Annotated in this window: 8 protein-coding genes; 1 reads left to right on the top strand and 7 read right to left on the bottom strand. The window is 44.1% G+C overall.

Annotated features, from left to right (window positions below):
- Positions 1–3 precede the first annotated feature (3 nt).
- Together AC59IL_RS17520 and AC59IL_RS17515 are read right to left on the bottom strand one after the other, a co-directional pair.
- Positions 4–3,051 (bottom strand): SusC/RagA family TonB-linked outer membrane protein, encoded by a 3,048-nt coding sequence (locus tag AC59IL_RS17520; protein WP_496553469.1) that lies wholly within the window; start codon positions 3,049–3,051, stop codon positions 4–6.
- 332 nt (positions 3,052–3,383) lie between these two features.
- On the bottom strand, positions 3,384–5,573 hold the full coding sequence (locus tag AC59IL_RS17515) for a beta-1,3-glucanase family protein (protein ID WP_496553468.1): 2,190 nt from the start codon (positions 5,571–5,573) through the stop codon (positions 3,384–3,386).
- A gap of 198 nt (positions 5,574–5,771) precedes the next feature.
- Between AC59IL_RS17515 and AC59IL_RS17510 the strand changes: the two genes are divergently transcribed.
- On the top strand, positions 5,772–6,179 hold the full coding sequence (locus tag AC59IL_RS17510; RefSeq protein WP_496553467.1) for an SET domain-containing protein: 408 nt from the start codon (positions 5,772–5,774) through the stop codon (positions 6,177–6,179).
- A gap of 232 nt (positions 6,180–6,411) precedes the next feature.
- Here the strand turns inward: AC59IL_RS17510 and AC59IL_RS17505 are convergent, their stop codons facing one another.
- The 5 genes from AC59IL_RS17505 to AC59IL_RS17485 form a co-directional block, all read right to left on the bottom strand.
- Positions 6,412–8,022 carry a Na+/H+ antiporter gene (locus tag AC59IL_RS17505; RefSeq protein WP_496553466.1) on the bottom strand — a complete coding sequence of 537 codons (1,611 nt, stop codon included), beginning with the start codon at positions 8,020–8,022 and terminating at the stop codon, positions 6,412–6,414.
- A gap of 133 nt (positions 8,023–8,155) precedes the next feature.
- Positions 8,156–9,211: an NAD(P)-dependent alcohol dehydrogenase gene (locus AC59IL_RS17500; protein WP_496553465.1), complete on the bottom strand. Its 1,056-nt coding sequence runs from the start codon at positions 9,209–9,211 to the stop codon at positions 8,156–8,158.
- A gap of 197 nt (positions 9,212–9,408) precedes the next feature.
- On the bottom strand, positions 9,409–10,659 hold the full coding sequence (locus tag AC59IL_RS17495) for a multidrug effflux MFS transporter (protein WP_496553464.1): 1,251 nt from the start codon (positions 10,657–10,659) through the stop codon (positions 9,409–9,411).
- Positions 10,660–10,746: 87 nt separating this feature from the next.
- Positions 10,747–11,199 (bottom strand): hypothetical protein, encoded by a 453-nt coding sequence (locus AC59IL_RS17490; protein WP_496553463.1) that lies wholly within the window; start codon positions 11,197–11,199, stop codon positions 10,747–10,749.
- A gap of 174 nt (positions 11,200–11,373) precedes the next feature.
- Positions 11,374–11,949 (bottom strand): porin family protein, encoded by a 576-nt coding sequence (locus AC59IL_RS17485; protein ID WP_496553462.1) that lies wholly within the window; start codon positions 11,947–11,949, stop codon positions 11,374–11,376.
- Between the last annotated feature and the right edge of the window lie 259 nt (positions 11,950–12,208).

The raw sequence follows: 12,208 nt of genomic DNA, 5'->3' as shown, positions 1-12,208 counted from the left end.
AATTTAAAATGTCATTTTAATGCCCGCAATAAATGTTCTGGCGGGTGGATAAGGGTTGAGGTCGATACCTGTACTCAGATTATCCAGTCCGTAAGAGCCTACTTCGGGATTGTAACCTGAATAATTTGTGAAGGTGTATAAATTCTGCACGGTGCCATAGATCAATGCGTTTTTAAACACATGTGAAATCTTTGGCAACGGCATATTATACGACAGCGTTACTGTTTGAATGCGCAGGTAGCTTCCGCTTTCGAGGTAATTGCTGACCACACCGGTACCCTTTTCCAGATTGCTGTTTATTCGCGGAACCGTATTGCTGCTACCTTCTCCATGCCAGGCGTTGGCTACATCATCAAACTGGTTATTGGTACCGCCCACATGCGAGTATTTGGTAACATTCAAAATATCATTACCGTATACGCCCTGCAAAAAGACCGACAGGTTGAATCGTCCGTAGGTAAAGTCGTTGGTAACGCCAAAGATGAATTTCGGCAATGCATGACCGATGATGGTGCGGTCATCGCCGGTGATCAAACTATCGCCGGTGAGGTCGGCAAAAATGGGATCACCCGGTGTTACTTTCATTTTAGTACCGCTCTTGGTGATCTGGTCTTTGCTTTGCCAGATACCGTTAAATATGTATCCGTAAAAAGATCCGATGGGTTGACCAACACGCAGTATAGATGGCGCCAGGCCATTGGTAAGAATATAAGGCCCTGTTTGACCAACAAGAATATTATTGGTGCCATTCAGATCCAATACTTTGTTTTTGTTGGTTGAATAGTTAATGGTGGTCGACCATTTGAACTGCGAACTTTCGATGTTTTTAGATGTAACAGACACCTCAAAACCCTGGTTGCGTACTTTACCGGCGTTGAGCAAAATGCTTCCGTAGCCCGACGATGTGGGAATAGAAACATACAACAGCAGGTTGCTGGTAGTTTTGTAATAATAATCCGCTGTCATCGTAATACGGTTATTGAAAAGCCCAAGGTCAAAACCAACATCGGCCGAAGCGGTGCTTTCCCAGGTTAAATTGGGGTTGGCAATATTATTGGGCGAAACGCCTACCACCCTTGTTGGGTTAGCGCCTAACGCATAGCCGTTGGCGGTGTATTGTGAAAGGGATTGATACGAACCGATTTCCTGGTTACCGGTTATGCCATAGCTGGCCCTGAATTTAAGATCGCTGATGGCTGCGATATCTTTAACAAAGTCTTCATCCGATACACGCCATGCAAAAGCGCCCGAAGGGAAATAGCCCCATTTGTGGGCTGATCCAAACCGTGATGAACCATCTGCGCGCATGGTGAAAGTAAACAGGTATTTGTCTTTTAACCGGTAGTTGGCCCTGGCAAAATAAGAGGCCAGCGTATTGAGGGTACCGCTTGAAGTAGGCGACAGCGGCGAGCTGCCAATACCGAGGTTATTAGCTCCCAGTGTATTGGTAAAATAATTGTTGCTCGATGTGGAATAGTTGCTGGTATCGAATTTCTGTACCGAAAAACCACCCACGACCTCAATAGCATGAATTTTATTGAATGTTTTGCTGTACGTCAGTGTATTTTCATTCAGCCAGCTATAGCGGTTGCTGGTGCCTTCGTATCCTGAGCCAACGGTTTGTGCACCGAGGAAAGTGGTAGAAGGGATGAACCGTTTTTCGGTGGCGCTGCTGTAGTCAACGCCAACGCTCACTTTAAACTTCAGGTCGGGAATGATCTCGTATTCACCATAAATATTGGCGAGCCCTCTGAATGTGGCAATGCGGTCGTTCGACATAACGATGCCGGCTACGGGATTACCGGCACCCGATACATAGGGCAGGGGCGTGTTCTGATACGAATAAGCGCCGGTGCTGTCGTACAGCGGAACGGCTGGGCTCATTACGAGGGCAGCACCGGCTGCGCCGTATCCTACGCCGGTTTTTGTAGCGTCTATGCGCTGAGAACTATACGAGAGTTGCGAGGTGAATCCTGTTTTTAATTTTTTACTGATCTTATGATCGAGGTTCATACGCACCGTACCGCGTTTAAAGCCGGTATTTTGCATAATACCATCCTGCCCGAGGTAATTCATGCTCAGGTAGTAACGGGTATCGGCATTACCTCCGCTAAAACCAAGCTGGTAGCTTTGCATGGGCGCGTTGCGGTATAAAGCATCCTGCCAGTCGGTTCCGGCGCCCAGCTTACTGATCTGGTCCTGTGTATAGGGCAGGGGAAGGGCCGTAGCGGGATTCGCCAGGTTGTTTAATACCTGAAGCGAGTCGAGATAAGTAGCAAATTGCGGGGCGTTCATCAGCTTCAGCTTTTTGGCAATTTTCTGAACACCATAGTAGGCGTCGAACGTAATGGTGTGTTGTCCGGCGGCTCCTTTTTTGGTGGTGATGAGAATAACGCCATTAGCACCGCGGCTTCCGTAAATAGCAGTGGCGGAGGCATCTTTCAATACTTCTATCGATTGAATATCGCCCGGGTTGATGCTGGCAAGGTCGCCAACGCCGGCAAAGCCGTCTATCACATACAATGGTTCATTGCCTGAGTTGATAGAATTGGTACCCCGTATACGGATCGAGGTTACACTGCCTGGCTGGCCGTCGGTTTGCGTAAACTGCAAACCGCTTACACGGCCCTGCAACATCTGGTCGGCTCGTATGAGGGGTGTTTTTTCAAGTTCTTTGGTGCTTACAGAGGCCACAGAACCCGTAAGGTCTCTTTTGCGGGCTGTTCCGTAACCTACCACCACCACATCATTCATTTCGCTAACTTTTTCTTTCAAAACAACATTTACAGTTGTTGTACGCGTAATATCCACTTCCACCTGCTGAAGACCAACGTACGAAAAAACAAGAGTGGCTGCTCCCTGGGGTACAGATATAGCGAAACCTCCCTCTGCATCGGTTGTGGTTGACTGAGAGGTTCCCTTTACCTGTACAGTAACACCCTCGAGCGCCGAATTGGCAGAAGATGTTACTTTCCCTGTAATTTTTCTTGTTTGGGCCTTAACGATCGTGAAAGAGAATAATACGAATAGGACAATAAGCAATCTTTTCATTGTCATAAAGTATTATTTGGTTGAGTTTTAAACATCAGGCAAATTACTTATGCAATGAAATTTTTATGTAGGGAAAATTTGCCCTTTATTCAACCATTTTGGCATTACAGGTAATATGGTTGTTTTATCGTTAAGCGATGTTAATTTTGTGTTATTTGATATGTATGACAAAAGTCTATTTTGCTTACATAGTATTGCAGCCGGAATAAATGGGTAATTGTCGTTGAATATTGTTTACTGGTCGATTGAAACAGTGTCATCATCATTTCTTTGTTAAAATAAAAAGCCGCACCGATGACGATCGATACGGCTTTTCACATTTCTTACTTTATTTACTTCTTCACGAATTTTATTTGTTTTTTAGAGTTATCACGACCTTCAATAAGAGCGATATATACACCAGGCGTTAATGTTTGTACCGAAATTGTACTGCCAGGATTTTTAATTGTCATTATTACATGTCCGCTTATATCATAAATGCGCATTGTTTTAACATTTTCATAGCCGCGCAGGAATAACTGGCTGGATACCGGATTGGGCGATAATGACAAAATATTGTTTTCAGCTATTGGTTCATTCCGTGTTATGATTGCTTGTCTTGCCGATAAATTGTCGGTGATCGTTAAATAATTAAGATTGAAACCACCGGTTGATGTGGCAATGCCAATAGAGTAAGTGCCTGCAGGTAGGGTTACGTTATGTGCAACGTCGGTCCAGTTTTGCCATCCGCCGGTGTTGGGTATGGTCACTGATCCTAATTGTGTGGCGCCTGCATCTTTTTCCAAACGCAGTGTTGTATTGGAATTGGGGCTTGCCACCCGGTAAATAACACGGTATGTACCTGTAACCGGTATGGTAACCTGGTACGACATCCAGTCTCCGGCATCTATATAGCCTACATTCAATCCGCCACCGGCATCTGTGGTGGTCTCTGTTTGTATGCCTGCCATGTACGTATAATCCTCTGCCTGTATCACACTGGAGAATGTGGCGGCATTTGTTTCTACTTTCAATGAAGACGCTGAATCATTGAACACGTCGTCAACAAAACATGCATCATCGGCAGTCTTCACCAGTGTGGGCCCGGTGAAATTATCATCGCGGTATAAAGTGACCTTGTAGCCTGAATTTACTTTAATGGAAGAAATATCATCATTTGATACACCCAGTGCGATCAATTGACTAAGCGTATAGGTGCCCGCGTTCAGTCCCACTGCATACCCAGCGTAATTACAATCCTTATATACTGTTGCCACGCCAGTTGATGTTAGTCCTGCAAAACCGCCTACAGTAATAGTAGCTCTTATCGGTGATGGTGCATTGATAGTAGATGATTTATCGAATACATCGTCGTAGCAGAAAGCGTACGTTAAACTGTTGTAGCTGATATCGGGCTGATGCCAGAACTGGCAATACCAGTTGTAGGGCGATGTTGTATAATATTTCGACGCATCAGAAAAATCCTGTGTAACGCCTGTAGCAACGTTCAGATCGATGGCATGCCTGTTAATAGCTGCACATATCTGCGCCTGAACAACTTTATCCAATGAACTGCCCGATGCCAATACACCGCTTCCTTCCATTACTTCGGTATTGGTAGGTTTGCGCGAAATAGTAGCTACTGCTCCGTCAGATGCTCTTGTGAAAGTAAATACATCGCCTGATACACGTCCGCTAAAAGTACCGGCATTACCTGCATTAAATACGAGCGCACCACTGCTGTACTTCGACCAGATGGCATCTATATAAGAACCAAAATAATTCGCCTGCGCCCCGCCACTTTGAAATGCGGCTGTTTTTGATGGAAATTGAATGATACCACTGGTAGCATTATAACAACCGGCAAATGCTGCAGGCACTGTTGATTGCCATTTCGAAAGAATTTCAGCATGTGTTTTCAATTCACCCACTTTTTTATAAAAGCCTGAGTTGCCCCATACTTCAAGTCCCATGGGATATTGATACGAATCAACACGTGTGGTGTTGGCCCACAAACCCGCGGCTGCATTGGTTAATTCGATCATTTCGTACCGGATGCCCTGATTGGGATCGGTAGGATTGGCAAGGTTGGGAGCTGCATAACCACTGGGTGCTCCTGAAGCGCCGAAAAAATACAGATACAACTGCGAGTTGAACGAAATCAAAATACGGCATCCTGCAATGCCCGGAATGTTGATCACCTTATTGGGTATTTCGCTGAGCCGCGCAAAACAGTTTGCATACAGTCCGTTGCCACCGGGACCCTGATTACCGCCGATCACCGGGCCCGCCACTGTATTATCTGATGCGCTCATTAAATGAACCACACTTGTTTTAGTGTCGATCCAAACATGATTGTCATTGATAATACCTACAACAGCCACATACACATTGGCATCGGTATAGGCTGAGTTGTTGTTTAGGGTGAAGGGAACTGTAGTTTGACTGAATGCCTTACTGTTTGTAAGCAGTGTTAAGGCAAGTGCGAATGCAATAGGAATGCATTTTGTGAAATTTCGAATAAGTACAGGTTTACATCTCATTTTCATAAAGTTTAAACAGTAATTAACGGATTGTATATGCGAATATAAACCATTAGCAAGCCAAGTATTTTTTTGTGGAAAAAGGGAACGAACATTATGGAGTTTAATATAAAAACCGTTGAAAGCAGCTTATATATGCATAGCAATTATTATCTTTCGGCTTCAAAATCCAATTAAGACTAAACTAAACACTGAACTTTGAAACTAATTGCATTTCCGGTTAAAGTTGATAAAAGCCAGATAGACGGTAAAGGAGTTTACGCATTACAATTTATTCCGGCACGAAAAAAGATCGGGGAGTTGGGAGGTACTATCATTCCATTAAAGACCGCACAAAAAATTATAAAAAGCACCAAACGAATTGCCATGGTTGAGCTCGACAACGGACTGGCATTAAATGGCATGATAAACGGGAACGAGCTCCGCTATATAAACCACTCGTGCGATCCCAACGCTTATATGCGCATCTTCAACAACCGGGTTGAATTTTATGCGAAACACGACATTAAGGAAAATGAAGAAATAACCTGCGATTACGGCGAAACGCATCACGACGGAAAATTGAAATGCCGTTGCAATAGCCCGAAGTGTAAAAGATTCTTATAAGCAGTTTATAGTTTGACGTTTATGGTTTTTGGTTCTTTAGGTGAATCTTCCTGTGTAATTATACTCCTGTTGTACGTTTAAGGTGCCGGGAAGTAATAATAACTTTACAAAGCGCGGCAGCAACCACAAACCATAAACCTCAAACCAGAAACCCAATTTAGCGCGGCAGCAACTTCAAACCCCGTCCGACCGGGTCATCCGGGCGGGCACAAACCTCAAACCACAAACAGATTCAGGCTTCGTGCATTATTTTTTCGCGGATCTTAAATTCTTCCATATCAACCAGGGCAAAATATTTTCTGATCAGTTCTTCATCGAACTCAGACTTGTGGTTCATTTGATTCAGTAATTGTCGCTGATGTTCCAGCATTTCAAGATAAATGTGTTGAAAGCTGCTAAGGGCGTTGTCTTTTGAATTGATTATTGCTGAAGGCGAACGGTCGAAATACCTGAGATCCGTTGTTAGTTTTGCATGTAAATTACTTACGTGTTCATTTGTATGGCGATGGTCGCCATAATTTTCTTCCAGAAACTTAAGCGAGTATAGTGCGATCTTCTTTTGAATGATTATTTCCTGCTCATGATCCGGTATAATTGTTTCAGGGCTGGTGGGTTTTATTTTTTTGATCACCCAGGGAAGGGTTAATCCCTGAAAAACGAGCGTAACCAGAATTACAATAAATGTAATAAACAGGATCAGGTTGCGGTATGGAAACGGTTGTCCGTTTTCAAGAAGCAAGGGTACTGAAAGAGCAGCTGCCAGCGATACCACACCACGCATGCCAGACCAGCCCAACACTATAGGCGATCTCCATCCGGGATTATTATCTGCTACGGTAATAAAATGGCTCATAAACCGGGTGAAAACCGAAGCGCCTAAGGTGCAAAGCAGCCGAGCAATGATCAGCACGAAAGATATAGCCAACCCATACCAGATTGCTGTTCCCAAACTGATATCGCCCAATTGCCGTGTGATGGAGGGTAACTGCAAACCAATTAGTAAAAACACTATTCCATTCAGTACAAAGCCCAAAGTTGCCCATACATTTACGCCCTCAAGACGGCTCCGGTAGGTAAGCATACGCTGGCGCTTACCCGATAACAACAATCCGCCGCTCACGACTGCCAGTACACCTGAAAAATGAAAGTGCTCTGCAAAATAGTACATGCAATAAGGCGTAACCAACGATAAAACGATCTCGATGCTGGGCGTTACCGGCAACCAACGATGGATGCCGTAGAAAATATAACCAATAGCAACACCTATTAACGTTCCCATTATAATCACCAGCGCAAAACTGGTGGCTGCATCCTGAAAATGAAACTGCCCGGTGATTACGGCAACCAGTGCAAAACGAAATACGATTAAAGATGAAGCATCGTTGAGCAAACTTTCGCCTTCGGCTATACTTACCAGCGCTTTTGGCACTTTAACCTGTCGCATGATAGTGGTGGCCGAAATGGCATCGGGCGGAGAAATGATGCCGCCTAACAAAAATCCCAGCGCCAGCGTGAATCCGGGAATGAGCATAGTAGATATATAGGCAATTACACAGGAAGTAATGACCACTATAGGAAAAGCGAAACTGATGATCACCCGCCTCCATTTCCAGAACTCTTTCCATGAAACCTGCCAGGCTGCTTCGTACAACAGGGGAGGAAGAAAAATAAAAAATACCAGATCGGGGTCGATGGTGACGGTTGAAAATTTACCAATGAAGCTCAGCGCCAGTCCCCCGCATACCAATACAATGGGGTAAGCGAGGTGCAGCTTATTGGCAACCATTACCAGCGCCAGTATGATTAAAATAATATAAATATATTCTATAAATATGCCTTGCATGGGTGTAGTTTGAAACGGAGGTAAGTTATTAAAATTGATCCGAAACGAGTGCGCCGGGTAAAAAACAGATAAAAAATCCCGCCTTATGTGGCGGGATCACTATTCTCCTGCAGAAAAAACGACCTGTTTGCTATTAGTTTTTCAACGATGCCATTTCGATCACAAAACGATAGCGCACATCGCCTTTTAACAGGCGTTCCCAGGCCTCGTTGATCTGCTGAATATTGATCAGTTCAATATCTGATACGATATTATGCTTTGAACAAAAGTCGAGCATTTCCTGTGTTTCGGCAATTCCACCAATGGCAGAACCTGTAAAGTTTCTTCTGGGAAGAACCACGTTAAACGCCTGTACCGAAAGCGGCTTATCGGGCAATCCAACAAGCGCCAGTGTGCCATCGAGTTTAAGCAATTGAAGATATGCATTGATGTCGTGCGGTGCAGATACGGCATCCAGAATAAAATGAAGGCTTTTGGCATATTTGTTCATTTGCTCTTTATCTGTAGACAACACCACTTCATCGGCGCCGAGGCGTTTGGCGTCGGCTGTTTTGGAAACGGAGGTGGTGAATACCACTACAAAAGCGCCCATGGCTTTGGCGAGTTTGATGCCCATATGTCCCAGACCGCCGATACCCACCACGCCCACTTTTTTACCGGGGCCAACGTTCCAGTGTTTCAATGGTGAATAAGTGGTAATGCCGGCGCACAATAACGGGGCCGTTGCAGCGGGATCAAGATTTTCGGGAACGCGCAATACAAAGTGATCTTTCACCACAATGCTCTCTGAATAGCCTCCATAAGTGCGTGTGCCGAGGTGTTCGTCGGGAGCGTTATAAGTGCCTGTAAAGCCGGGGTCGCAATATTGTTCCAATCCATCTTTACAATATTCGCATTCCATGCACGAATCAACCATGCAACCTACCGCAACAAGATCACCCGTTTTGAATTTGGCAACATGATTGCCTGCTTTAACTACTCTGCCTACAATTTCATGGCCGGGAACAACCGGGTAAACGGCATTTTGCCATTCGTTGCGTGCCGTATGTAAATCGGAGTGACAAACACCGCAATAAAGAATTTCTATTTCCACATCGTGTGCAGTTACTTGTCTGCGTTGAATGGTGAGTGATTTGAGCGGCGCTTCAGCTGCTTCTGTACCGAATGCTTTTATGTTTTTGACGTTCATACTTTTTTATTAATAAGCAGCAAACTTAAAAAAGCAACGGATCACGTCAATAACACAAATCAAACAAATGCTTTCGAAATTCAAACAATTGGTTGACAAGTTGATCAGTTTACAAGTTGATAAGTTGACAGGTTGAAAAGTTGATGAGTTGCTTCTACCTGTTAACTTATCAACTTGTAAACTGGTTAACCTGTCAACTACAATGTACTGATCATGTCCACATCTTCTTCCTCAACCGCTTCTGCAGTAGCCCGTTGTGTAATAATTTTTCGTCCCAGTAGAAAAACACCAAAAGCCATTGTTGCACAGCAGGCCATTACACCCGTCATAGGTATGGCCGTGTGGTTTTGTAAAAAACTAACGAGGGCCGATGCACAAGCGCCTATGCACATTTGAATGGCTCCCATGAGCGCTGAAGCGCTGCCTGCATTATGACCAAAAGGCGCTAAGGAAAGCGCCGATGCGTTGGGAAAAGTAAATCCCTGGCAACACAGGAAAATAAAAATCAAAAAGATGGTTATAAACAATTCACTCCATCCTAAAGCGGTAATAACAGCCAGCACCAGGCCGGTAATGCTCTGGCAGCACAAGGCTGCTTTGATGATCTGCTCGCTGGTATAATTTTTTAATAACACACTGTTGATCTGGCTGGCGCCGATGAGCCCCATGGCTATCAGCGCAAATATCCATCCGTATTGTTTTTCGCTTACGTGAAATATTTCCATAAACACATAGGGCGATCCGCCGATGTAGGCGTACAGTCCGGCTGCTGATATGGCTGCCGTTAAAGCGTATGTATAAAATTGCGGATGCCTGATAATGCCTGCAAAGTTGTTGAGAATAGGCGCCGGCTTTAATGAAAAATTGGGATCGGGCTTTTTTGTTTCGGGCAATAAAAAATATATGCCTGTCAATATGATGATGTTTATTACAATAAGGACCACAAAAACATAGCGCCAACCCAATACAGCCGTAATATAACCCCCTAATGTAGGCGCAATAATAGGAGATACGGCCACCACCAGCATGAGCAGGGAAAATATTCTGGCATTTTCTTTTACATCGAACAGATCGCGTACCATAGCCCTTGCGGCCACCATGCCTACACAACCGCCCAATGCCTGCAATAACCGCAATGCGATCAATGCATTTACCGAAGCGGCCAGTGCACAACCTACTGAAGCGATAAGGTATATCGACAACCCGTAGTACAATGGTTTTTTACGGCCAAAACGCTCCAGCAGCGGGCCATACACTAATTGCCCGGCCGAAATGCCAATGAAAAAGCTGGATAACGACAGCATAACCTGCGCTACCGTAGTATGAAGTCCCTTTGCAATTTCAGGAAATGCCGGCAGGTACATATCAATTGAAAAAGGTCCGATGGCCGATAACGAGCCCAGGATCAGAATGAGGTATACATCTTTTTTGCGGTTATTGGTATTCATTGTTGCAAAGCTAACGAAAACAACAGGCAATGGGCAATAGGCAGTAAGCAGTAGCTCTCCTCCGCAGCCAGTCCTACTGCCCACTGCCTACTCACTATTCACCATTGACCATTCACCATAAAAGTTTTTAATAACAAAGTGTAATAATTGCGTAATCCAGGTTGCCAGCAATTCTTTTTTAAACCGGTAATCTGACAGTATTTCGCTGCATATTTTACCAAATAAATTATTCAACTCCTGTACCTGTTGTTTGTTAAGGGTAAAGGGCCCGCAGCCCTGCTGAAAGAAAAGCGGTAGTTTATGCAGTTTTTCGTAAAGGCGTTGTGGCAGAAAATGGTGATTGAATAGTACCAGGTATCCCTGTCGTTTTTTAGCTGAATGATGGGTAACAAAACCGAAATCGGCATTCAGCAACACAATGGAAGGATCGCTGTATTCATTGATGAAATATATGCCATACCAAAAACGTTGATCAAAGCCTGCCGGAAAGCATTCTGCCAAATTCAGCTTATCGAGGCTAAAAGCCTTCAGATTTTCCATATTGTATCATTTCAATGGCAAATGTAACACGGTGGTAACTGAAGGGTTTACGTATATCAAACCATTCTTTGTATAAATCAAACAGTTTTGATGGTGAACAAAAAAAACAAGGCCTGGTTGCAATTTGCAACCAGGCTCATTGTTACCCTTAATCACTACTTTTATATACTGCCGTTAGAAAATATAAAAAATACTTGCCTGAGCTACATCATTCCTGAAATCGGTTTTGATGTTGGCATAATCAAAATCGCCCACCTTCGATAGTCCGGCAACATACCTTACGCCAATGCCCAATCCGTTTGGAAGCTGAAATCCTAATCCGGCGGCAGCACCCAGATCGAGCTTTTTGGCAAATTCCTTTACCGGCACACCGTCGATATCTTCATTGATGCGCATACCAACCTGCGGACCTGCTTCAAAGTATAATCCCATATTGGTACGGTACTTCAACAGAAAGGGAACCGTCATGTAGTATATTTTTATATTGTCTTTGCCGAACACGTCTTTGTCGACTTTTGCTCCCTGCGACGAAAACAAAAATTCTTCCTGTATCGATAACTTGTTTGTTATTTTAAAATTGATCAATCCGCCTGCGTGAAAGCCCATGATTCCATCGGTATTGAAATCGGCATTGGAGAAATTACTGTAATTCGCTCCGGCTTTAAGCCCGGGATGAAATCTTGAAAAAAAACTTTGGCTGAAACCATTAACAGATGCCAGAATAAAACCAATAACAACTAACTTTTTCATAATACTATTTTTTTTGAGTTTACTGCCTTTTTTACGCTAAACGCATAATGCTTAATGCGAAATGCTAAAACCCCGTATTTGAATTTTTCAGCGTTCAGCTTTATGCGTTTAGCGTAAGCAAAGGTCATGGCGTTTGCAGCAACCCGAAAACGGGAGTTAAATGAAACGGACAAAATCGGGTCGGAAACGGATATAAGCGTAATAGCTGCGCGGGCGTTTCGCAGCCGGTTTTGTCCGTTTCGCAACGGTGCTGTACCGG

The organism is Niastella sp. sgz303648 (assembly GCF_059587045.1).
This window is presented reverse-complemented; position numbering and strand designations above follow the sequence as displayed.

What these genes read in the sequence shown, in the direction of transcription:
- AC59IL_RS17515 (WP_496553468.1), bottom strand. Translation starts at nt 5,573, where the DNA reads ATGAGATGTAAACCTGTACTTATTCGAAATTTCACAAAATGCATTCCT.
- AC59IL_RS17490 (WP_496553463.1), bottom strand. Translation starts at nt 11,199, where the DNA reads ATGGAAAATCTGAAGGCTTTTAGCCTCGATAAGCTGAATTTGGCAGAA.
- AC59IL_RS17485 (WP_496553462.1), bottom strand. Translation starts at nt 11,949, where the DNA reads ATGAAAAAGTTAGTTGTTATTGGTTTTATTCTGGCATCTGTTAATGGT.
- AC59IL_RS17520 (WP_496553469.1), bottom strand. Translation starts at nt 3,051, where the DNA reads ATGAAAAGATTGCTTATTGTCCTATTCGTATTATTCTCTTTCACGATC.
- AC59IL_RS17505 (WP_496553466.1), bottom strand. Translation starts at nt 8,022, where the DNA reads ATGCAAGGCATATTTATAGAATATATTTATATTATTTTAATCATACTG.
- AC59IL_RS17495 (WP_496553464.1), bottom strand. Translation starts at nt 10,659, where the DNA reads ATGAATACCAATAACCGCAAAAAAGATGTATACCTCATTCTGATCCTG.
- AC59IL_RS17500 (WP_496553465.1), bottom strand. Translation starts at nt 9,211, where the DNA reads ATGAACGTCAAAAACATAAAAGCATTCGGTACAGAAGCAGCTGAAGCG.